This window comes from Acinetobacter sp. IK40, from assembly GCF_035615075.1.
Lineage (GTDB): Bacteria > Pseudomonadota > Gammaproteobacteria > Pseudomonadales > Moraxellaceae > Acinetobacter > Acinetobacter courvalinii.
Map to the genome: position 1 here is coordinate 332741 of NZ_JANBOE010000004.1, position 24220 is coordinate 356960.

Below are 24220 nucleotides of genomic sequence, written 5' to 3' on the forward strand. Positions count from 1 at the left end.
TGGAGATAAAGATGTCTCAACAGTTTGATCTTGTTGTTATTGGCGGTGGACCTGGTGGTTATGAAGCGGCAATTCGTGCAGCTCAACTTGGTTTCAAAGTTGCTTGTATCGAAAAACGTATTCACAATGGTAAACCATCTTTAGGTGGTACCTGTTTAAACGTGGGTTGTATCCCTTCTAAAGCATTGCTTGACTCTTCTCACCGTTATGAAGCCACTGTTCACGAACTTGCTGAACACGGTATTACCACGGGTGAAGTTAAATTTGATTTAGACACTTTGTTGGCACGTAAAGATAAAGTTGTAGATCAATTGACCGGTGGTGTTGCTCAATTACTGAAAGGTAATGGTATCGAGTGGTTACAAGGTACGGGTAAATTACTTGCAGGTAAAAAAGTAGAATTCACACCGTTTGAAGGTGATGTACAGGTTTTAGAACCGAAGTATGTGATCCTTGCAACGGGTTCTGTACCTGTCAATATTCCAGTTGCTCCTGTTGATGAAGACCTGATTGTTGACTCTACTGGTGCATTAAAATTCCCAGAAGTTCCTAAGCGTCTTGGTGTGATCGGTGCCGGTGTGATCGGTCTAGAGCTTGGTTCAGTATGGCGTCGTCTTGGTTCAGAAGTTGTTGTGTTTGAAGCATTAGATGCTTTCTTACCAATGGCAGACAAAGCATTGGCGAAGGAATATCAAAAAATCTTGAAAAAACAAGGTTTAGATATCCGTATTGGTGCAAAAGTTTCTGGTGCTGAAACCAATGGTCGCGAAGTAACGGTTAAATATAACCAAGCTGGCGAAGACAAAGAACAAGTTTTTGACAAGTTAATCGTTTGTGTAGGCCGTAAAGCCTATGCAGAAGGTTTATTGGCAGAAGATTCTGGTATTAAACTCACTGAACGTGGTTTGGTTGATGTCAATGATCAATGCCAAACATCTGTTGAAGGTGTTTATGCGATTGGTGACTTGGTACGCGGTCCAATGCTTGCACATAAAGCAATGGAAGAAGGCGTAATGGCAGTTGAACGTATCCACGGTCATGCTGCTCAAGTGAACTACGACACCATCATCAGCGTGATCTATACGCATCCAGAAGCAGCTTGGGTCGGTTTAACTGAAGAACAAGCCGCTGAAAAAGGTCATGAAGTTAAAGCTGGTCAATTCCCGTTTGCGGTGAATGGTCGTGCATTGGCTGCTGGTGATACTGCTGGTTTTGTGAAATTCGTTGCTGATGCGAAAACAGATCGTCTTTTAGGTATGCACGTTGTGGGTCCTAATGCATCTGACATCGTACACCAAGGTATGATCGCGCTTGAATTCGTTTCTTCGGTTGAAGACTTGCAATTGATGACTTTCGGTCACCCAACTTTCTCTGAAGTTGTACATGAAGCAGCGCTTTCTGTTGACGGTCGTGCAATCCACGCGATTCAACGCAAGCGTAAATAAAACATAAAGTGTGGTTCGCCACACTTTTTTGAATGATGATGATTGCCTGCTTCAGGCAATCATTTATTCAATATGTAGCAGCCTGATTTTAAGAAGATCTGGCTGTATCACACAAACAACATAGTAGGTAACTAAATGAACTTACATGAGTATCAAGCTAAAGCATTATTGAAAGAATATGGCATGCCAGTACAAGAAGGTATCTTGGCAACAAATGCAGACGAAGCAGTTGCTGCATTTGAACAGCTTGGTGGTAAATTCGCGGTAATGAAAGCGCAAGTTCATGCTGGTGGTCGTGGTAAGGCTGGCGGCGTTAAAGTTGCAAAATCTAAAGAAGATGTTATCGAATTTGCTAACAACATCATTGGTACTCGTCTTGTAACGTATCAAACTGATGCAAATGGTCAACCAGTAAACAGCATTATCGTTGCTGAAGACGTTTACCCAGTTGAGCGTGAGCTTTACTTGGGCGCGGTTGTAGACCGTTCTAGCCGTCGTATTACTTTCATGGCTTCTACCGAAGGTGGTGTAGAAATCGAGAAAGTTGCGGAAGAAACGCCTGAAAAAATTATCAAAGTTGAAGTTGATCCTTTAGTTGGCTTACAACCATTCCAAGCACGTGAAGTTGCGTTTGCTTTAGGTTTGAAAGACAAGCAAGTGAGCCAATTTGTAAAAATTATGGGCGCTGCTTACCAAGCATTTGTAGAAAATGACTTTGCATTATTTGAAATTAACCCACTTTCAGTTCGTGAAAATGGCGATATTTTATGTGTTGATGCGAAAGTAGGTATCGACTCTAACGCGCTTTACCGTTTACCTAAAGTTGCTGCTTTACGTGATAAAACTCAAGAAAACGAGCGTGAATTAAAAGCATCTGAATTTGATCTTAACTATGTTGCTTTAGAAGGTAACATCGGTTGTATGGTGAACGGTGCTGGTCTTGCAATGGCAACAATGGACATCATTAAACTTTATGGTGGTCAGCCTGCAAACTTCCTTGACGTTGGTGGCGGTGCAACCAAAGAGCGCGTAATCGAAGCGTTCAAAATCATCCTTGCTGATACGTCTGTACAAGGTGTTTTAATCAACATCTTCGGTGGTATCGTACGTTGTGACATGATTGCTGAAGCAATTATTGCAGCGGTTCAAGAAGTAAACGTAACTGTTCCAGTTGTTGTTCGTTTAGAAGGTAACAACGCTGAGTTAGGTGCTAAATTACTTGATGAATCTGGTTTGAAATTAATTTCTGCGAACGGTTTATCTGATGCCGCAGAAAAAGTTGTAGCTGCAGTTAAAGCGTAAGGAGTATCAATCATGAGCGTATTAATTAATAAAGACACTAAAGTATTGGTACAAGGTTTTACTGGTAAAAACGGTACTTTCCACTCTGCACAAGCTTTAGACTACGGTACAAAAGTTGTTGGTGGTGTTACTCCAGGTAAAGGTGGTACAACTCACCTTGATCTACCAGTATTCAACACAATGAAAGAAGCGGTACGTGAAACAAATGCAGATGCATCTGTAATCTATGTACCAGCTCCATTCGTTTTAGACTCAATCGTTGAAGCGGTTGATTCAGGTGTTGGCCTGATCGTTGTGATCACTGAAGGTGTTCCAACAATCGACATGCTTAAAGCAAAACGCTACTTAGAAACTAACGGTAACGGTACGCGTTTAGTTGGTCCTAACTGCCCAGGCGTGATCACTCCAGGCGAATGTAAGATCGGTATTATGCCTGGTCACATTCACCAACCAGGTCGTATTGGTATCATCTCACGTTCAGGTACATTGACTTATGAAGCTGTTGCTCAAACAACTAAGCTTGGTTTAGGTCAGTCTACTTGTATCGGTATTGGTGGTGACCCAATCCCAGGTATGAACCAGATCGAAGCGCTTCAATTGTTCCAAGACGATCCAGATACTGATGCAATCATCATGATCGGTGAGATCGGTGGTACAGCGGAAGAAGAAGCTGCTGAATTCATCAAATCTAACGTGACTAAGCCTGTAGTCGGTTACATCGCTGGTGTAACTGCGCCTAAAGGTAAACGTATGGGTCACGCTGGTGCGATCATTTCTGGTGGTCAAGGTACTGCTGAAGAGAAATTCGCTGCATTTGAACGCGCGGGAATGGCTTACACGCGTAGCCCAGCTGAGCTTGGTTCTACTATGTTGCAAGTTTTAAAAGAGAAAGGTTTAGCGTAATACGTTAGATTTTAATCTTTAAAAAACCCCAATGGCGACATTGGGGTTTTTTATTGCCTGAAAATCGGGGTGGGTTCTATAAATATAAGTGGGTTTGACCATAAAAACTGATCCTCAATAAAACTTAAAATTTAGCATTGCAGCCGGAATATACACCTAAAACATTAAACGACTGTCTATTTTTTATACATTTTCAAAATTTAGATGAGTTGTTTAAATTTCAATAACTTGTACCAAAGTGACAAAAATATTCACCTTCTGACCAAAAAGGAAAAGTATAAAAAAGAGTCATTTTAATCTCTGGTATTTTTAAGTTTATGTTTTAAATCATGAAAAATACAAAACTCGTATTATTGTGTATTAACATGTGAAAGTGTGACTTGGTTTGCAAATTTTTATTGAAAATGTTGTTTTTGTGTATATTATTGTTTCTGAATTGCATAGCTTTTTTACAAAGATTTTAAACAATTTGGGGTGAAGCTAAGTAATGAAAAATCAATCAAATTTTTATGGATACTCTCAAATGAAAAAATTAAGTTTAGGGCTTGCTCTCCTGGCTGTATGCGCAACATCTACGACTTTTGCTGCAACTGGCGTGATCACTTTTACTGGTCAGCTTGTTGCTGGAACTTGTAGTGCTAACGTTGCTGGAAGTGGCAATGCATCTGCATCTGTAACTTTACCAACTGTGAATACCGCTGCTTTGGGCGCTGCAAATGCAACGGCGGGTACCACTGCATTTAAAATCAACTTATCGGGTGCTGGTTGTACAGCAAGCAGCTTAAATGCAACGCCTTACTTCGAATCAGAAGTGGCTAAAGTCAATGCAGCAGGTCGTTTAATTAATACAGCTACAAGCGGGGCAACACTGGTAGATATCCAGTTGTTGACGAATAACCAGACTGTTATTGATGTAAATGCGCCAGCACCAGCTCAGTCAAGCAGTGTAGGTGTTTCTGCTGGTACAAATAGCAATGACTTCAATTACTTTGCCCGTTATTTCGCAACAGCTGCAACAACTGCTGGTGCAGTAACGTCATCAGTAAGCTACAGCATTATTTATAAATAATTGTAGTTTCATTTTGGTTGGTTCAGGGGAAATATAACAATATGCGTATCTCATCGATTGCCTTTCGCATTGCAATGCTCAGTTCAATCTCTACTGCAACATTTGCAGGAGTGACGATTACAGGGACGCGTATTATTTTTCCTTCCAACCAGAATACGGTCACTGTTCAATTGAACAATCCTGACGATCGTCCTGCATTAATTCAGGCATGGTTAGACAATGGTGACCCGCATCAGATACCAGAGGCGGATAAGATTCCATTTATCTTAACGCCTCCTTTGGCCCAAATTGCTTCAAATAAAGGTCAAATGCTTCGCTTAATTGCGAAAGATACCTCAGCTTTGCCTCAGGATAGAGAAAGCTTATATTGGTTTAATATTTTGGATATGCCTGCATCTGAGCAGGTTGAGACAGCAGAAAAAAATAAATTACAGGTGTCGATTCGTTCACGTATTAAACTATTTTATCGTCCTGTCAATTTAAAAATCTCACAGGAAAAAGCATTTTCCAGTGTTACCTTTAAATATAATGAAACTAATAAAAGCGTGACGGTGAATAACCCATCTCCTTATTATGTAAATTTTTATAATGTCAGTTTGAATCCGGATAAAGAAAATGTTGTTTATGCTGATCCATTAATGGTTGCACCTTATTCTACTGAATGTTTTAAACCTGGAATTCAATTTAAGCCTCAGCATATTAGCTATTTACTAATTAATGATTATGGTGGAAATCAGGCTTATCAAGCTGTCATCAATGGCGCAGAATAAATGAAGCATGCATTCAGTTATAGCGTTATTATTTTATGCATGCACTCTACTTATGCAGCAGAAAATGAAAATATAAATCAGAAATTGCAAGCGAGAGATGGATCAAATAACCGGATTTATACCTTTGATGCACGTGCATTGTTTGGCGGACGCAATCAGGACATTGATCTAACTTCATTCCGCCAGACCAATGGCGTTGCTGCGGGTGTGTACTCACTCAATACCAGTATTAATCATCATCGCTCATTGGGGCAACTTACACTTAAATTCGATCATTTGAATGCCGAGCTGACGGCAGTGCTATGTATTGATGAGCAATTGTTGAAACGACTGGATCTACGTCCAGAAGTCTTGGAAAAACTACCTAAAAAGCCATGCTTGACCATTAAAGAGCTGAATCCGGATGCCTACTATGATCTGGATATGTCGGCATTAACTCTGGATATTTCTTTACCTTTAGCCATCATTAATCAGCGACCAGAAGGTTATATTGCACCTGAACGATTTGAGCAGGGGGTGACTGCTGCTTATCTCGGTTACGATTTTAACCGTTACACCAGTAAATTAAACCAGCGAGAACAAGTCAGCAGCAATTATCTGAATTTAACCGGTGGATTTAACTTCAGTCGTTTTAACTTTCGTCATGCGGGAAGTTTTGACTCAGATGGAACGCAACTCGGCGGTTATCAATCTTATCTGAATGTATTGTCTACAGATATTCCTGCGCTGAAAGCACGGCTAGAGATGGGGGACTTTAATACCCAGACTTATGCAATTGACTCGGCGCAAATACGCGGCTTACAGCTTGCTTCCGATATTAGTATGCTGCCGATGTCGCAGCGCAGCTATGCACCTTTGATCCGTGGTTTGGCCAACACCAATGCCTTGGTTTCTGTGTTTCAGAATGGCCGGAAAATTTACGAACGTACCGTACCTGCAGGTGAGTTTGAGTTTAATGATCTCACAGCGGTTAATAATAATGGTGATTTAACGGTTCAGGTTACTGAAAATGGTGGAGAAAAACATAGCTTCATTGTGCCGATGCAAGGAAATATGAACTTGGTGCGAATGGGGCAGTTAAATTACAACCTTGCCTCAGGTCAATACAAAATCAACAATAAAACATCGGATGATTATCTGGGTCAGCTCAGTGCCGAATATGGCCTAAGCAATTATTCCAGCTTATATCTTGGCAGCAATCTTAGTCATGATTTTCAAAGCTACTTATTCGGTTTTGGGCAAAATACAAGGCTGGGCGGACTAAGATTTGATGCGGAAAAAACAAATGCGAGCTTAGCAAAAAATGATTATGCCGGATGGAAATATAAAGCTGCTTATCAATATAGCTATAGTCCGCTGAATACTTTTCTGAACGTTTCAGCACAATATCAAGATCGTGAATACATGACATTAAGTAATACCATGTCTTTACGAAATTTTAATGATTTGAATCAAGCTGAAATCGATAGTCTTTTTCTTACCTATTTATTAAAACAGCAATTTAACATTTCACTTTATCAAAATTTTAAAGAGGGTTTGGGCTCTGTTTATTTAAATGCCACCCAAAATAAATACTGGAATACCAATAAAGACTATGTGCAATATAGTATTAACTATAGTAATCGCTGGAATAAATTGAGCTATTCTATCGGTTATAGTCAAAATAATAATCAGTTAAATGATGCTGGAAAAGAAAATAAGGTTTATCTGAGCTTGTCTTTACCTTTAGAGTGGCGTAAAAAGCAGGCCAATCTGTATTCTAATATTCAATATGCAGATAACGTCGGCCATCCAACCACAGCGAATGTGGGTTTCACTGGAACATTAGGGGAAAACAATCAATTCAATTATGGCTTAACCACGACCCAGAACTGGAACAATGGAAAAAATAATTCTGCTGTTTCAGCCAATATCAATTACAGCTTAGCTCAAGTACAACTAGGCGTGGTAACAGGCTGGAGTAATGACCAGACCCAATATGGTTTCAGTGCCAAAGGTGCGGTTGTCGCTCATCCTTATGGAATTACCGCAACCAATAATTTATCGGACACGTTTACCATTGTTCATGCAAAGGGTGCGCATGGCGCTGATGTCGTGAATGCCTGGGGTAGTAAAGTTGACTATTGGGGCAATGCAATTTATGCCAATGTTTCTCCTTATGAAGCCAACACCATCCGTTTAGATACCAAGCATTTGCCTCTGGATGTGAATTTAACTGCGAATCAGGCGGAAGTCATTCCACGCCGTTATAGTTCAACCTTGATCAAATTTGATGTCGAGCAAAGCTCAAATATTTTATTAAATGTACAAGTTAAGGGTGAACATCAGCAGATTCCGATCGGGGTGCAGGCAGTGAATCAGGCGGGGCAAGTAGCAGGCATGTTTGGCCAGTCAAATCAGCTATTTATAGAAAAAGCGCAATTATTAAAACAAGATCTCTATGTGCAATGGGGCATGAATGAATCCTATGCTTGCCGTATTGATGCACCAGAAAAACTGCTTCCGAAAAAGAAGCAAGTGAATCGTATTCAGATGATCGATGTGGAGTGTAAATAACATGCTCAAAAAATATGGATTTACGCTCTTATTTACTGTTTTAGGTATTGCTCAGGGGCAACATGCTTTTGCTACGGATAACGGCGTGTGTACTTCTAATCCAACTCAGCCTTTGGCGATGAATACCAGTAGTATCACCGGTTCAACCTCTAACTGGACCTTGGCTACGAATTTTGTGACTTCTATTCCTGCTTACTCTTTGGTGAATTGTTCGAATAAGGTTCCTGATAATTTTGCAGACCGAAAAACTTCTTCTTTTACCACAGTAGGCAGTCATGTCAACTTTGATCAGTCGGTGAGTTATGCCGGTACGACCTATTACAAGATCGTCAACAGTAGCAGTCCTTATTTCAATCAATATGGCTATGTGACGTTTCAGGTTCAGGATACCAAGGCGGGGAAGCCAGTCTTAGCTTTAGCCAAAACCATTAGTTTATATAGCAATGCCACAGGCGAGTCCGCCACGCAAGGTGTCAATATTGTCAATCTCAAGTTCTATTTCACTGCGGCCTTGACGGAGAGTACAGCAGCGGTGCAGCTTGATTTAGGCAAGGTCTATCTGGATCTGACCGAAGGAACAAACCGTTATCAGGATAGTCAGTCCGGTTTTGTACAACTGACCCTGACCCCGGCGAATACCAAGACCTGCAGTTTAAACAATCCGATTGTGACTTTGCCGACCATTGCCACCAGTGCTTTGCCCACCACTGGCACCGAAGCAGGGGGGAAAACTCCTTTTTCAATCACGGCGACATGCAGTTCAGGGCTTGCCAGTACTGCACTTTATTTTGCCATGAGTGACAATTCTAATGTTGGCAATAACACCACCGTATTGAACAATAGTAATGCAGCCACCAGTAATGTCGGTATACGAATATATGATGCATCGAATAATAATGCGATAAGCTATAATACTGAATATCTGTTCGGAACGCTGGGAGCTGGAGCAAATCCGGCTTTAACCAAAAATTTCTATGCAAAATATTATAAGAAAGATAATGTTGCCGCCGTTGCGGGAAGCGTCAATGCACAAGCCACAGTGACGGTGGTATATAAGTAACCAATTCCATAAAAAAAGAGCCTGCAGCAGGCTCTTTTTTATTTCATATCAGACTTATTCTGCTTTGGGTTTATTCAGACCTTGGGTCAAACCATTGATGTCGCCCCCTTGCAGGCCCAGTTCATTCATCAGGCTATCAATTAAGGGTGCTTGTGAACGGTAGCGTAAAGCACTATTTACCACCTGATCTGATAATGAGGTTGAACCGTTTTCAACCCCTTCACCGGAAGTTGCAGAAGCGCCAGCGAAGCCATTTAAACCATTGACTTGCAAGATCTTGATGTCATCAATATTTTCCATCGGTTTCACGCTTTCACGGATAATTTCTGGTAAATGCTTCAATAAGGCCAGACGCACCTGCATCTCAACCTGTTCAGCAGAAAGGGTGTTGGCTGCTTCATTGACTGCACGCGCACCTTCTGCATCGACTTGATATTGTTTCTCTAGGGCTTGAGCCAGCAACACTTTCGCATCTGCTTCACCTTTGGCTTTTAAGCGGATTTTCTCAGCATCCGCTTCTGCGGCAATACGCACGGCTTCTGCTTCATCGGCAGCGGCTTTTTTACCCGCATCCGCAGCAACGGTAATGGCAATCGCTTCTTTCTCGGCAGTCTGTTTGGCTGCAACCAGTTCAACTGCCTTTTGACGTTCAGCGCGTTGGGTTTCACGGACAGTGACAACTTCTTCTTCTGCTTTTACCGCTTCAGCACGGGCTTTATCCGCCTGCGCCTTAGCTTCTGATTCGGCACGGGATTTTTCCGCAATGGCAATGGCACGATCCTGTTCAGCCAGCTCAATGGTTTTCTTCTGTTCAACCTGCGCTTTCTGGATTAATTGCGCTTTTTGAATATTCTCGTTTTCGACATCACGTGCAGAAGCAATCCGTTTAATTTCGACTTCACGTTCAGCCGCAATACGTGCTTCTTCAGCTTCACGTTTTTTGCCTGCTTCCTGTGAGGCAATCTCAGCCAATTGTTCGGCTTTACGGATGGAAATTTCACGTTCCTGTTCTAGCTTGGCATATTCTTCTTCACGTGAAATGCCAAGACGGGCACGTTCAGCTTCAAGATTTTTGGCACGGATCGCCAAGTCAGCATCTTGCTCAATGTCATTACGCTTTTTACGGCGGTCTTCAATGGTTTCAGTCAGCTTGGTTAAACCTTCTGCATCGAAGGCATTTTGCGGATTAAAAAATTTAAAGCTGGTTTGATCGAGACCTGTTAAAGACACGGTTTCAAGTTCCAGACCATTCTTGGATAAATCTTCCGAAACCACTTGCTGAACTTTTTGCACAAAGTCGACACGCTTCTCATGCAACTCTTCCATGGCCATTTCAGCGGCCACCGCACGTAGTGAATCGACGAACTTACCTTCAACCAGATCTTTTAACTCTGGTGGAGACATGGTTTTACGGCCTAAGGTTTGTGCCGCGGTTACAATAGATTCTGCAATCGGTTTAACACGCACATAAAATTCCGCCATGACATCGACACGCATACGGTCACGGGTAATCAATGCCTGATCCGCGGCACGCTTTACTTCTAAGCGTAAGGTGTTCATGTTGACCGGGATAATTTCATGTAAAACAGGAAGCACGATAGCGCCTCCATTTAAAATGACTTTTTCACCACCAAAACCGGTACGCACGAAAGAGACTTCTTTGCTGGAACGGGTATAAAGACGCGCGATGACAATACCAATAAAAATCAGTGCGGCAAAAATAACACCTGTAATAATTAGAATTTCAGTCAATGCTGAACTCAACATTTAAACACCCTCATGTAATAAATATAAAAACTAAGCAACAATCGCTTGGAAGCCAATTTTGGTTCTTTGCGTTAAAATAACGTCCTGACCTTGATGGAAGACCATATCAAATTCGGGTTCAACCAAGACGTAATGCATCTGGCCAAACTGGTCTTTGACTTTGGCCTGAGCAGGGGAGTTTGGTCTGGCTTCCCCTAAAATAATGTGGGCGGTACGGCCAATCAGGTCATCATGCCGAATGGCGGTGGTTTCATCTTTGGGAATAATCTTGGCAATCAATGCCGCGCTATAACGTACCAGTGGCATTGCCAAAAACAGGCAGGCAGGCGCAATGATCCATGCCGATACATATTGTTCTGTAAACTGGAAAAAAACATCCTGAATAATCAAGCCTGTTAATGCATACAGGGTTAAGAAAATAATTAACCAGATCAGTAATGGGACTTTGCCCAGATAAAGCCATTCTAAAAGCTGGGTAAACAGATTTCCTGACTGTTCCAGTGAAACATCGGCATGGTCAATATCAGTCAGGCTATCAGGAAGAAACTGTTCCAGAAAGCTGGAACTACCGCCAAATAATAGCAAGATGAATTCGAGTACACCGATAAATAGACATAGCATTAAGGCAATGCTAAAAATAAGATTAGAAGGATGTGTTAATAAATCCCAGATCATCAGCGTTTCTCTTATTTCTTTTAGAGATAATTAATAAATTTTTTATAAAAATAAAACAGTTATAAGAATAAAACTAATACAGTTGAATTTCAACTTAAATTGTTCAGATTATGACAGGCGAAAAAAAACGCAATGATTGGGGTTGTCATTGCGTTGAACAACGAATCTGTTTAAAACAGTTTCGGTTGAAAGGAGAAATGTCATGAGATTAGTGTTTGCTAATCTACAACGCAATCTTATTTAAAATCCCGACCAAGTTCATCGGTATTCATGTTAACAACTGTTAATACATGTTAATAAGTGACAAAAAGTGTTAGTTTTATATTTTATCGGGAAGTTCTAAAATCAAACTTAAATCAAACGTTTATATTAAAAAAAGCCCGAAATCGGGCTTTTTATGTGAATAAGAACATAAATTAGAATTTAAATAATCCTAAGCCATCTTTGACTTCATCTAAGGTCTGTTGAGTGATAATCCGGCATTTTTCAGTGCCTTGTTTAAGCACATCCATAATGTAATCCGGATCTTTTTCTAACTCGGCACGACGTTCACGGATTGGTGTAATCAGTTCTTTAAGTACGCCTTCCAGACGTTTTTTCACTGTACCATCACCGAGACCACCACGACGATAATGCGCTTTTAATTCTTCCACTTCTTCTTTATTTGGATCAAAAGCATCTAAATAAGTGAATACGATATTGCCTTCAACCTGACCTGGATCTTCAATCCGTAAGTGATTCGGATCGGTATACATGGCATTAACCGCTTTCTTGATGTCTTTGTCAGAAGCATTCAGCACAATGGTATTGCCTAGTGATTTAGACATTTTTGCTTTACCGTCAAAACCAGGTAAACGTGCCATGTTGGATAACAGCGCTTTACATTCTGGTAACAGGTCATGACCGATTTGACGGTTAACACGACGAACCACTTCGTTGGTTTGCTCGATCATTGGAATCTGATCTTCGCCGACAGGAACAACGGTGGCTTTAAATGCCGTGATGTCTGCTGCTTGCGCAATCGGGTAGCACAGGAAGCCCGCTGGAATATCACGCTCAAATCCACGCATCTGGATCTCGGATTTAATGGTCGGGTTACGTTCTAAACGTGCCACTGTCACGTAGTTGAGGTACAGCATGGTCAATTCGTTTAGCGCAGGTAAGCATGACTGTACACAAATTGTGGTTTTGCTTGGATCAATGCCGACTGCCAAATAATCTAGTGCCACTTGAAGAATATTGTTGCGAACTTTATCCGGGTTATCGGCATTGTCTGTCATGGCCTGAGCATCAGCCAATAATAGATGTTGATGATGACTGTCTTGTAGACCTACACGAGAACGTAATGAACCGACAAAGTGTCCAAGATGAAGTTGCCCAGTCGGACGGTCGCCTGTCAAAATGATTGGACGTTGATCAATATTACTCATGATATGTTCCAAGATTCAGTGATTTAATAAATATAAGATTGATATTATTGTACGGGAAATAATTTTTTTTCGTCAGCGATTGCTGAAACTTTTTCTGAAAAATAATATTGTGAATATATTGAGGGAATCTACAATAGCGACATAAATACAAATGAGGAATTAAAAATGGCGAGTGGTTTATTATTATTACTGGATGATATTGCGACGATTCTGGATGATGTTGCTGTAATGAGCAAAATGGCAGCCAAAAAAACTGCGGGTGTCTTGGGCGACGATCTGGCGCTGAATGCACAACAGGTCAGTGGCGTACGTGCAGATCGAGAGCTGCCTGTGGTTTGGAGTGTTGCAAAAGGATCATTTGTTAATAAGTTAATCCTCGTACCATTGGCATTGCTTATCAGTGTGGTTGCGCCGTGGCTGATTAATCCCTTGTTGATGATTGGTGGCTTGTTTCTCTGTTATGAAGGTGTGGAAAAAGTCGTTCATACCTTGCAGCATAAAAAAGCCAAAACCAAAGAAGAGGCGAGTGAAGATTTACAGCATGTCGAAGTTGATCTGGCCAAATTCGAAAAAGAAAAAGTCAAAGGAGCAATTCGTACCGACTTCATCTTATCGGCTGAAATTGTGGTGATTTCGTTAGGTACAGTTGCAACCGCACCATTTATGTCTAAAGTGACAGTATTAAGTATTATTGCAGTTGTCATGACGGCCGGTGTCTACGGTCTAGTTGCAATGATCGTTAAAATTGACGATTTAGGTTTATTTTTAACCCAGCAGGCTTCTGAATTTAAAAATAAAATAGGGCGTGGTTTACTTGCTTTTGCTCCAGTTTTGATGAAGACACTGTCAATTGTCGGGACAATTGCCATGTTTTTAGTTGGTGGCGGTATTATTTCGCATACCATTCCTTTACTGCATCATTTTACCGAAGAAACCGTTGACCATTTAGAGCTGATTCCAAATGTGGGTTCAATCATTGGCGCATTGACGCCGACTTTGATCAATCTTGGAATTGGTCTGGTGGCGGGCGCAATTGTATTGCTTATTATCAGTCTGATTCAGAAAGTTTGGCCAAAGGCATCAACTTAAGCCTGAATCGTCATCATCAGAATTATGTGAGGTAGTTATGCGTTGGAAAGGTCGTCGAGTCAGTACCAATGTTGAAGACCGTCGTGGTGGTGGCGGAGCTAAAGCAGGTGGTATCAGTATATTGGGTCTGGTGGTGGCTTTTGTGGCCTGGAAGTTCTTTGGTGTCGATCCACAACAAGCCTATCAGGCCACGCAAGCCGTCACGGCACAATCGTCTCAACAGGGCAGTGCACCGCAAAGTTTGACCGCTGAACAAAAAGAGGCCAGTGATTTTGTCGGTACGGTACTGGCAGATACAGAAGATACCTGGACACCGATTTTCCAGCAATTGGGAATGACTTATAAACCACCTCGTCTGGTCCTTTTTAGCGGCGTGGTCCGATCAGGTTGCGGGACTGCGCAAGCCGCGATGGGACCGTTCTATTGTCCGGCAGATCAAAAGGTCTATATTGATACCTCTTTCTTTAAGGATATGCGTCAACAGATGGGCATCTCTGGTGAGCAGAACCAGACCGAGCTTTCCCGTCAGGACCAGGCCGGGGATTTTGCCCAAGCTTATGTAATTGCACATGAGGTGGGACATCATATCCAGAATCTGTTGGGAATTTCAGATCAGGTACAGCAAGCACGTGCTCAGGCGAGCCAGGCACAGGGCAATCAACTCTCTGTACGTCTGGAATTACAGGCCGACTGTTTTGCCGGTATCTGGGCGCATCAAAATCAGCAGCGCACCCAATTCCTTGAGCAAGGGGATATTGAAGAAGCGATGGATGCCGCTGAAAAAATTGGTGATGACTATCTGCAGCGTCGTGCCACAGGACAGGTTGTGCCTGATAGTTTTACTCATGGCACCAGTGAACAGCGTATGCAGTGGTTTCAGACCGGTTTGAAATCGGGTGATGTCAACCAGTGTAATACTTTTAAGTGATCAGCCCCGGCGGTTTTTTGTCCTTGATTTTTATACGGAAGATATACGAAGCCTAAGCAGAATTAACGTAAAATAACATGTCTATGCTGAATTGAGGATGATAGGTTTATTACTGTACTGAATCATTTGTAAATAAAATTAAATAATTAGTGAGTCAAACTGCAGCATAGACCTTCATTCTTTATTCAATCATAAAAAACAATAGACTTTTGAATTGCACTTTATGGTGAGTTGTAAAGTTTAAATAAATTGTATGTGTCGAAGTTGAAATAAATAAAGAGGTCATATGGGTAATTTTTTTCTTTTACAAGCATTAACGGTAATTTTTGCATTATCCATTGCCACCACCATTTTTAATAAACGAATACTGGGTTTTCCTCAGGCGATTGGGGTTCCGATTGTTTCTGCGATTTTTGTCTTTATTTTACAGTGGGGCGCAAGCCTGTTAAATGGCAACCAGTTTATTACCATTAATATTCATAATATTGAAGCTGCTGTAAGAAATATTGATTTTTATGATTTTTTAATTAATGGTGTGATTTGTTTTATTTTAACTTCTTCAGCACTTAAGTTTAAAATTTCAGATTTAAAAAACTATTGGAAACCTATCGGTATTTTAGCCACGATTGCATTGGTGCTATGTGCAGGATTTTATGCAGGTTTATTGTATTTATTTCAATGGCTGGTTGGTTATCCGGTCCCGATTGGCGTTTTATTGTTATTAGGCGCAGCGCTTGGGGCGACAGATCCTATTGGTGTTAAAGGTGTACTCAGTTCAATTCGTGCGCCACACCATCTCATGGTAAAGCTGGAAGGTGAGTCTTTATTTAATGATGCCATGTGTATTGCCTTATTTATGACTTTATTAAAAGTGCTGCAAGGTGAGCATTTTTCATTATTGGCAACCGTCGAAACCTTACTTTATGAAATCTTTGTCGCGGTGATTATTGGTTTTGGATTCGGTTTTGCAATCTTGCGTTTATTACGCGGTAAACACGAGATGGAGTCATTAATCTTAACCACAGCTTTGCTGGCCAGTGGTTCTTATCTGGTCGCATTGTTTGCTCATGCATCAGCGCCGATCGCTTGTGTTATTGGGGGTCTGATTGTCGGCAACAAATGGCAAGAGATTCGTGAACAGCGTGAAATACGTGAAGTGAATCACTTCTGGCATACGGTTGAAGGCATTATCAACTCCTTCTTATTTACCCTGATTGGCCTGGAACTCTTTATTCTTGATCTGAGTGCTAACCTGATTATTGGCGGGATTATTGCCTTTATTATCCTGCATCTGTCCCGTTTTGCAGCCAACTTTGCTTCTTTTGCCTTATTCCCATCTTTCCGTAAAAAAAGCTATAACGGCAGTTTAGCGATTCTGTCTTGGGGAGGGGTACGTGGTGGTATTTCACTGGCCTTGATCTTGGCTGTGGCCAATATTCCTCAGCTTAGCCCATACAGCAGTATCCTGATTGGTTATACCTTTATTAGTGTGTTGCTGTCCGGGGTGGTATGTGGTCTTGGTTTGCCTGCGGTGATGAATGCGTTCTACTACAATCCAAATGAAGAGAAAGAAGGCTTAAAAGGGTTCTATCAACGCATGTGTAACAAGATGAACCGCCGTGGTTTTAAATATATTATTGGTGAGGATGCTTTAGGGCGAGAGACGATTACCATCTATAACCCTGAGATTTTACTGGATCAGAAAACCGAGGACGGGGTCGCCACCATGCATCACCCAAGTAAACGGGAAGAGGTCAAACGCTTGGAAAATCCTGATAATTTTTAATCGTATATTTTTTTCTTTTGTTAAAAAAAGCCTTTTTATAATGAAAAGGCTTTTTTGTTTTTAGTTAACAAAATCGTTAAATGGTGTGTTTAGTTTAATTAAAGTGTGGGAACGGCTTTTATTTTAATTTAAATAATATATTTAAAAAGTTTGTTTAATTTAATTAAAATACTTTTTAGGAACTTATTATTTCTTTGTAAATTTATTTGTTTAAAAGTGTAATTTTTTTATTTTTTAAAGTAATTTTTATTTTTTTTGTTGTTGTAAAACATATATTTGTGTAAGTGTTATAATTTATTTCAATGTAAGTTTATTTTCTTTGTTTTGTGAGCTATTTAACATTTATTCGGTTTAATTTAAAGTAGTGTCGTGAACTCTATCACTTGAAAAAATAATTTTAACTTCAGTAATAACGTCATTAGAAATTGATTTGAAATTAATAATATATAATTGAGGAATATAATCATGTCTGAAATACAAATTATTTCCAAGGAAAGTCATAAAACCCTTGCAAATACGACGGAAAAAACAACGACTTTACCATCTGAGGCCACGGTGGTTCTGGTTAAGATCCCTGTCAACGATATCTCAACAGTAAAAAGAGATGGTTCTAATGCCGTTATTTTACTGAAAAACGGAGAAACAATTGTTATTCAAAACTTCTTTAATGAAGGGGCGAATCTGGATAACAGCCTGGTTTTTCAAGGCGAAGATGGACAACTCATTTGGGCACGTTTTAAAGATGCCGAAAATGATGCGGATGCAGATAGTGACGCGGATGCAGATGCAGATGCAGACACGGAAGGAGCGGTATACTTAGAAGAAACGCCAGCGGTTGTGCCAGAGGCTGCTCCTGAGGTTCCTGTTTCAGATGTGGTCTATCAACCGATTCAGTCTGTAGAACCTTTGCTTTACCATGACGGTGGTATGAATCCATGGTTGTGGGCTGTTCCTTTAGTGGCTGGCGGTATTATTGCAGCAGCAAGTGGCGGCAGCGATGGTCATGGGCGCGATAATAATAATGGTAATAATCCAGACACTACACCGCCAGACACTGGCGCAGTTAAATTTAATGTAGATCCGGTGACTGCGGATAATGTCCTGAATGCGGCAGAATCAGCATCGACCGTCAAGGTGACTGGTACCTTAACCGGTATCCCTGCTGATGCAGCAAACACAGTGGTGACACTCGTCATTAATGGTAAGACTTATACGGCAACGGTAGATCCAGCAACCGGTAAATGGACTGCTGATGTGGCAGGTAGTGACTTACTGGCTGATAGTGACAAAACCATTGATGCAAAAGTGACTTTCACCGATGCAGCAGGCAATAGCAGTAACGTTACGGATACACAAACTTATAACGTAGATGTGACTGCACCAGCGGTACCAGAAATTGATCCAATTAATGGCAAAGATCCGATCACGGGGACAGCAGAACCTGGTTCAACCGTGACAGTGACCTTCCCGGATGGCAGCACTGTTCAGGTTCCTACCGATCCAACCACAGGTGAATGGACCGTACCAAATCCAGGCGGTTTAAAAGATGGCGATACGATTAAAGTTATTGCGACCGACCCGGCGGGTAACCCATCTGCACCGGGTTCAGAAACCGTGGTTATTGATAGCACACCACCAGATACAGATGGTGTTCAATTTAATGTAGATCCAGTGACCGCAGACAACGTTTTGAATGCGGCAGAATCCACTTCGACTGTGAAAATTACCAGTACTTTGACCGGTATCCCTGCTGATGCAGCAAGCACAGTAGTGACACTCGTCATTAATGGTAAGACTTATACGGCAACTGTAGATACTGCAACAGGAAAATGGACGGCAGATGTCGCAGGTAGTGACTTGTTGGCAGATAGCGATAAGACCATTGATGCAAAAGTGACGTTCACTGATGCTGCAGGCAATAGCAGTAACGTGACCGATACCCAGGTCTATACAGTGGATACCACAGCACCAGACAATACCAGTACAACCCTTGCGATTGATGCGGTAACTGCAGACAACGTGTTGAACGCAGCAGAGTCAACTTCGACTGTGAAGGTGACTGGTACTTTAACCGGTATTCCTGCAGATGCAGCTACGACCGTTGTTACACTTGTGATTAATGGCGTGACCTATACCGCAACTGTAGATGCAGCAACTGCTAAATGGACGGCTGATGTGGCAGGTAGTGACTTGCTGGCAGATAGCGATAAGACCATTGATGCGAAAGCGACTTTCACCGATGCCGCAGGCAATAGCAGCAACGTTACGGATACACAAACTTATAACGTAGATGTGACTGCACCAGCGGTACCAGAAATTGACCCAATCAATGGTACCGATCCAATCAAAGGTACTGCAGAGCCGGGTTCAACCGTGACGGTGACCTTCCCTGATGGATCAACGGTTGATGTTGAAACGGATCCAACCACAGGTGAATGGACCGTACCAAACCCGGGCGGTTTAAAAGATGGCGATACGATTAAAGTTATTGCGACCGATCCGGCGGGTAACCCGTCTGCACCGGGCACAGAAACCGTGGTTATTGATAGCACACCACCAGATACAGATGCTGTTCAATTTAATGTAGATCCAGTGACCGCAGACAACGTTTTGAATGCGGCAGAATCGACGTTGACTGTGAAAATTACCGGCACTTTGACCGGTATCCCTGCTGATGCAGCAAGCACAGTAGTGACACTCGTCATCAATGGCGTGACCTACACTGCAACTGTAGATACTGCAACAGGTAACTGGACGGCAGATGTGGCAGGTAGTGACTTACTGGCAGATGGCGATAAAACCATTGATGCAAAAGTGACGTTCACTGATGCAGCAGGCAATAGCAGCAATGTTACGGATACACAAACTTATAACGTGGATGTGACTGCACCAGCTGTACCGGAGATTGACCCTGTCAATGGTACCGATCCAATCACCGGTACTGCAGAGCCGGGTTCAACCGTGACGGTGACCTTCCCTGATGGATCAACGGTTGATGTTGAAACGGATCCAACCACAGGTGAATGGACCGTACCAAACCCAGGCGGTTTAAAAGATGGCGATACAATTAAAGTTATTGCGACTGACCCGGCAGGTAACCCATCTGCACCGGGCACAGAAACTGTAGACCTTACACCACCGAATACGGGTAATGTTGAATTTAGCGTTGATCCGGTCACAGCAGATAATGTCCTCAATGCAGTAGAGTCAACGTCGACTGTCACAATTACAGGTAAATTAACAGGTGTGCCAGCAGATGCTGCGAGCGCTGTTGTGACGCTTGTGATTAATGGTGTGACCTATACGGCAACTGTAGATGCAGCGACGGGTAAATGGACTGCTGATGTGGCAGGTAGTGACTTGCTGGCAGATGGCGATAAAACCATTGATGCTAAAGTGACTTTCACCGATGCAGCAGGCAATAGCAGCAACGTTACGGATACACAAACTTATAACGTGGATGTGACTGCACCAGCTGTACCAGAGATTAACCCAATCAATGGTACCGATCCAATCACCGGTACTGCAGAGCCAGGTTCAACCGTGACGGTGACCTTCCCTGATGGCAGCACTGTCCAGGTTCCTACCGATCCAACCACAGGTGAATGGAGCGTACCAAATCCGGGCGGTTTAAAAGATGGCGATACTGTTACAGCGATTGCCACCGACCCTGCAGGTAACCCGTCAGCACCAGGTTCAGAAACTGTAGATACAACTCCACCAAACAACAGCACCACCACGATTACTATTGACCCGATTGCGGGTGATAATGTTGTTGATTCAACAGAGGCAGGTGCCAGTCAAGTCATCAGCGGTAAAGTCACAGGCGAGTATCGTGTTGGTGATGTAGTTACTGTCAATGTGAATGGTATCAACATTACAACAACTGTTCAGACGGGTGGTGTGTGGAGTATCACGGTTGACGGTGGGCAACTGGTTCTTGATGCAGATAAAACCATTAATGTGACTATTCAGGCAACAGATGCCGCCGGTAATGGGGGTAGTGTAACAGCTGATGCGACCTATACGATCGATATCACCACGCCTGTTGTGGTGATTAATCCAATTGCGGGTGATAACGTTCTGAATGCAGCAGAAGCTGGTGTCAATCAAACCATTAGTGGTTCAGTGGTTGGCAGCTTTACTGTTGGAGATAAAGTTACTGTCAATGTGAATGGTACAGATTACACCACTACTTTAGATAACAACGGTAACTGGAGTATTGAGGTTGCTGGCGCTGAGCTAACAACAGATGCGGATAAAACCATTAATGTGACTGTAGATGTAACTGGCGTTGGTCCTGTTACTGCAGATCATACTTATACGGTTGATACAACAGCCCCAGACAACAGTACAACGACGATTACTATTAATCCGGTTGCGGGTGACAATATTCTGGATTCAACAGAAGCAGGCACAGATCAAACGATTAGTGGTAGCGTAACAGGCGAATATAAAGTTGGTGACGTCGTTATTGTCAACGTCAATGGCGTGGATATCACGACAACGGTTCAGACGGGTGGTGTGTGGAGTATTACAGTTGACGGTGGTCAATTGGCGCTTGATACAGACAAAACCATTAATGTAACTATTCAGGCAACAGATGCAGCAGGTAACGTAGGTAATGTCACTGCAGACATTACTTATACCGTGGATATCACCACACCAGTGGTAGTGATTAACCCGATTGCTGGGGATAATATTGTTAACGCAGCAGAAGCGGGTGTTGATCAAACCATTAGTGGTTCAGTGGTTGGCAGCTTTACTGTTGGAGATAAAGTCACTGTCAATGTGAATGGCACAGATTACACGACTACCTTGCAAACAGGTGGTACATGGAGCGTCACTGTTCCAGGTAGCGATCTGACTGCAGATACAGACAGTAAAATCAATGTAACGGTTGAAGTTACAGGTGTTGGGTCAATCAATGCTGATCAAAGCTATACAGTAGATACGAATGCACCAGATACGACAGGTTCGGTATTAAGCATTAATGACGTAACTGCCGATAATGTATTGAATGCAGCAGAATCATCGGGCACTGTGACCATCACAGGTACTTTAACGAATATTCCAGCCGATGCCGCAAGCACGGTTGTTACGCTTGTAATTAATGGCGTGACTTATACTGCAACCGTAGATGCAGCGACAGGTAACTGGACAGCAGATGTTGCAGGTAGCGACCTGTTGGCCGATGGCGATAAAACCATTGATGCTACAGCCACCTTCACTGATGCGGCAGGTAACAGTAGCACTGTCACTGATACGCAAGTATATACAGTGGATACCACTGCACCAGACAATACAGGTGCAACCCTTGCAATTGATGATGTGACTGCAGACAACGTCCTCAACGCAGCAGAATCTACTGGCACCGTGACAGTAACAGGTACCTTAACCGGTATCCCAGCAGATGCAGCAAGCACAGTGGTGACTTTAGTTATCAATGGTGTGACTTACACTGCAACTGTAGATGCAGCGACAGGTAAATGGACCGCTGATGTGGCAGGTAGTGACTTGCTGGCAGATGGCGATAAAACCATCGATGCCACAGCGACCTTCACCGATGCAGCAGGTAACAGCAGCACAGTCACCGATACTCAAGTTTATACAGTGGATACCACTGCACCAGACAATACAGGTGCAACCCTTGCGATTGATGCAGTGACTGCAGACAACGTCCTCAACGCAGCAGAATCAGCGGGCACCGTAACAGTGACAGGTACCTTAACTGGTATCCCTGCAGATGCAGCCACCACAGTGGTGACTTTAGTTATCAATGGCGTGACATACACTGCAACGGTAGATGCAGCGACTGGTAACTGGACAGCGGATGTGGCAGGTAGTGACCTGTTGGCCGATGGCGATAAAACCATCGATGCGACAGCCACCTTCACTGATGCAGCAGGTAACAGCAGCACAATCACTGATACCCAAGTCTATACAGTGGATACCACTGGTCCGGACAACAGCACGACCACGATTACCATCAATCCGATTGCAGGCGATGGCATTGTGGATTCAGGCGAAGCCGCAACAGACCAGACCATCAGTGGTACGGTAAGCGGTGAATACACCGTGGGTGACGTAGTTACGGTCAACGTCAATGGCGTAGACATCACCACCACAGTACAAACCGGTGGCTTATGGAGCGTGACCGTTGATGGCGGACAGTTAGTGCTTGATGCCGACAGCACCATCAATGTCAGCATTACGGCAACAGATGCCGCAGGCAACACTGGTACTGTGACAGCAGATGCCAGCTACACCGTAGATATCAGCACACCAGTGGTGGTGATCAACCCGATTGCAGGCGATAACACCGTTAACGCAGCAGAAGCGGGTGTGGACCAAACGGTCAGTGGTGCGGTTGTAGGCGACTTCACTGCAGGTGATGCAGTGACAGTTGTGGTCAACGGCAACAATTACAACACCACCGTACAGGCGGATGGTACATGGAGCGTGACTGTTCCAGGTAGCGAGTTGACTGCAGATGCAGACAGCACCATTGAAGTGACTGTTGATGTAACAGGTACAGGTCCGGTCAGTGCAGATCACAGCTATGTTGTGGATACCACTGCACCAGATACCACTGGTAGCACACTGACTGTTGCGCCAGTGACAGCAGACAACGTTATTAACGCAGCTGAATCTACTGGCACAGTAACAGTGACAGGTACCTTGACCGGTATCCCTGCAGATGCAGCCACCACAGTGGTGACACTCCTCATCAATGGCGTGACTTACTTGCAGATTCGGATGCGACCATCGATGCCACAGCGACCTTCACCGATGCAGCAGGTAACAGCAGCACAATCACTGATACCCAAAGCTTCACTGTTGACGTGACTGCACCGAATGCCCCAGAGATTGATCCGGTCAATGGTACCGATCCAATCACCGGTACAGCAGAACCAGGTTCAACCGTGACTGTGACCTTCCCGGATGGTAGCACCGTTGATGTAGTGACTGATCCAGTAACAGGCGAGTGGACCGTACCAAACCCGGGCGGTCTGGTGGATGGTGATACCATCACTGCGATTGCAACTGACCCTGCAGGTAACCCGTCTGTACCAGGTACAGAAACCGTCGATGCGACCCCACCAAACCCAGCGGGTGCAACCCTTGCGATTGATGCGGTGACTGCCGATAACGTTGTGAATGCAACTGAGGGTGCAGGTAATGTCACGATTACAGGTACCTTAACCGGTATCCCTGCAGATGCAGCCACCACAGTGGTGACACTCCTCATCAATGGCGTGACTTACACTGCAACTGTAGATGCAGCAACCGGTAACTGGACAGCGGATGTCGCAGGTAGTGACTTACTTGCAGATACGGATGCGACCATTGATGCCACAGCGACCTTCACCGATGCAGCAGGCAACAGCAGTACAGTGACTGACACGCAAGTGTATACAGTGGATGTGACTGCACCGA

General features: G+C 43.1%; 13 protein-coding genes and 2 pseudogenes. 12 read left to right on the forward strand and 3 right to left on the reverse strand.

Annotated features, from left to right (window positions below; all coding sequences use genetic code 11):
* The first annotated feature begins 11 nt into the window (after window positions 1-11).
* From lpdA to MSG93_RS09855, 7 genes are all read left to right on the forward strand, one after another.
* Window positions 12-1445, forward strand: coding sequence for a dihydrolipoyl dehydrogenase (gene lpdA / locus MSG93_RS09825; protein WP_004652192.1), 1434 nt, complete (start codon window positions 12-14; stop codon window positions 1443-1445).
* 135 nt (window positions 1446-1580) lie between these two features.
* Entirely contained in the window at window positions 1581-2747 is a 1167-nt protein-coding gene (gene sucC / locus MSG93_RS09830) for an ADP-forming succinate--CoA ligase subunit beta (protein ID WP_005227098.1), read from the forward strand.
* Window positions 2748-2759: 12 nt separating this feature from the next.
* Entirely contained in the window at window positions 2760-3650 is an 891-nt protein-coding gene (sucD, locus tag MSG93_RS09835) for a succinate--CoA ligase subunit alpha (RefSeq protein WP_003655479.1), read from the forward strand.
* Between the two features lie 523 nt (window positions 3651-4173).
* Window positions 4174-4719, forward strand: a complete 546-nt coding sequence (locus tag MSG93_RS09840; RefSeq protein WP_324621573.1) for a fimbrial protein — start codon at window positions 4174-4176, stop codon at window positions 4717-4719.
* 41 nt (window positions 4720-4760) lie between these two features.
* Window positions 4761-5489, forward strand: a complete 729-nt coding sequence (locus tag MSG93_RS09845; protein ID WP_324621574.1) for a molecular chaperone — start codon at window positions 4761-4763, stop codon at window positions 5487-5489.
* Window positions 5490-8045, forward strand: coding sequence for a fimbria/pilus outer membrane usher protein (locus MSG93_RS09850; protein WP_324621575.1), 2556 nt, complete (start codon window positions 5490-5492; stop codon window positions 8043-8045).
* A gap of 1 nt (window position 8046) precedes the next feature.
* Window positions 8047-9105, forward strand: coding sequence for a fimbrial protein (locus tag MSG93_RS09855; RefSeq protein ID WP_202740961.1), 1059 nt, complete (start codon window positions 8047-8049; stop codon window positions 9103-9105).
* 54 nt (window positions 9106-9159) lie between these two features.
* On the opposite strand, the gene MSG93_RS09860 is transcribed toward MSG93_RS09855, so the two are convergent.
* The 3 genes from MSG93_RS09860 to trpS all read right to left on the reverse strand — a co-directional run bounded on the left by MSG93_RS09860 (window position 9160) and on the right by trpS (window position 12977).
* Complete coding sequence (locus MSG93_RS09860) at window positions 9160-10872, reverse strand: flotillin family protein (RefSeq protein ID WP_324621576.1); 1713 nt, start codon at window positions 10870-10872, stop codon at window positions 9160-9162.
* A 30-nt stretch (window positions 10873-10902) separates the two neighbouring features.
* A complete protein-coding gene (locus MSG93_RS09865; RefSeq protein ID WP_005288468.1) occupies window positions 10903-11547 on the reverse strand; it encodes a YqiJ family protein in 645 nt (214 codons plus the stop codon).
* Window positions 11548-11963: 416 nt separating this feature from the next.
* Window positions 11964-12977 (reverse strand): tryptophan--tRNA ligase, encoded by a 1014-nt coding sequence (gene trpS / locus MSG93_RS09870; RefSeq protein WP_005227112.1) that lies wholly within the window; start codon window positions 12975-12977, stop codon window positions 11964-11966.
* A 165-nt stretch (window positions 12978-13142) separates the two neighbouring features.
* Between trpS and MSG93_RS09875 the strand changes: the two genes are divergently transcribed.
* The 5 genes and pseudogenes from MSG93_RS09875 to MSG93_RS19280 form a co-directional block, all read left to right on the forward strand.
* Window positions 13143-14066 (forward strand): DUF808 domain-containing protein, encoded by a 924-nt coding sequence (locus tag MSG93_RS09875; RefSeq protein WP_005288467.1) that lies wholly within the window; start codon window positions 13143-13145, stop codon window positions 14064-14066.
* A gap of 37 nt (window positions 14067-14103) precedes the next feature.
* Window positions 14104-14994, forward strand: a complete 891-nt coding sequence (locus MSG93_RS09880) for a neutral zinc metallopeptidase (protein WP_005227116.1) — start codon at window positions 14104-14106, stop codon at window positions 14992-14994.
* A 286-nt stretch (window positions 14995-15280) separates the two neighbouring features.
* Window positions 15281-16780: a cation:proton antiporter gene (locus MSG93_RS09885; protein WP_005288466.1), complete on the forward strand. Its 1500-nt coding sequence runs from the start codon at window positions 15281-15283 to the stop codon at window positions 16778-16780.
* Window positions 16781-17245: 465 nt separating this feature from the next.
* A pseudogene (locus MSG93_RS09890) lies at window positions 17246-23011 on the forward strand (Ig-like domain-containing protein); the annotation flags it as partial.
* Window positions 23012-23026: 15 nt separating this feature from the next.
* Window positions 23027-24220 (forward strand): annotated as a pseudogene (locus MSG93_RS19280) (Ig-like domain-containing protein); the annotation flags it as partial.

Coding starts and splice junctions, on each gene's coding strand:
- lpdA (WP_004652192.1), top strand. CDS start 12: ATGTCTCAACAGTTTGATCTTGTTGTTATTGGCGGTGGACCTGGTGGT.
- sucC (WP_005227098.1), top strand. CDS start 1,581: ATGAACTTACATGAGTATCAAGCTAAAGCATTATTGAAAGAATATGGC.
- sucD (WP_003655479.1), top strand. CDS start 2,760: ATGAGCGTATTAATTAATAAAGACACTAAAGTATTGGTACAAGGTTTT.
- MSG93_RS09840 (WP_324621573.1), top strand. CDS start 4,174: ATGAAAAAATTAAGTTTAGGGCTTGCTCTCCTGGCTGTATGCGCAACA.
- MSG93_RS09845 (WP_324621574.1), top strand. CDS start 4,761: ATGCGTATCTCATCGATTGCCTTTCGCATTGCAATGCTCAGTTCAATC.
- MSG93_RS09850 (WP_324621575.1), top strand. CDS start 5,490: ATGAAGCATGCATTCAGTTATAGCGTTATTATTTTATGCATGCACTCT.
- MSG93_RS09855 (WP_202740961.1), top strand. CDS start 8,047: ATGCTCAAAAAATATGGATTTACGCTCTTATTTACTGTTTTAGGTATT.
- MSG93_RS09860 (WP_324621576.1), bottom strand. CDS start 10,872: ATGTTGAGTTCAGCATTGACTGAAATTCTAATTATTACAGGTGTTATT.
- MSG93_RS09865 (WP_005288468.1), bottom strand. CDS start 11,547: ATGATCTGGGATTTATTAACACATCCTTCTAATCTTATTTTTAGCATT.
- trpS (WP_005227112.1), bottom strand. CDS start 12,977: ATGAGTAATATTGATCAACGTCCAATCATTTTGACAGGCGACCGTCCG.
- MSG93_RS09875 (WP_005288467.1), top strand. CDS start 13,143: ATGGCGAGTGGTTTATTATTATTACTGGATGATATTGCGACGATTCTG.
- MSG93_RS09880 (WP_005227116.1), top strand. CDS start 14,104: ATGCGTTGGAAAGGTCGTCGAGTCAGTACCAATGTTGAAGACCGTCGT.
- MSG93_RS09885 (WP_005288466.1), top strand. CDS start 15,281: ATGGGTAATTTTTTTCTTTTACAAGCATTAACGGTAATTTTTGCATTA.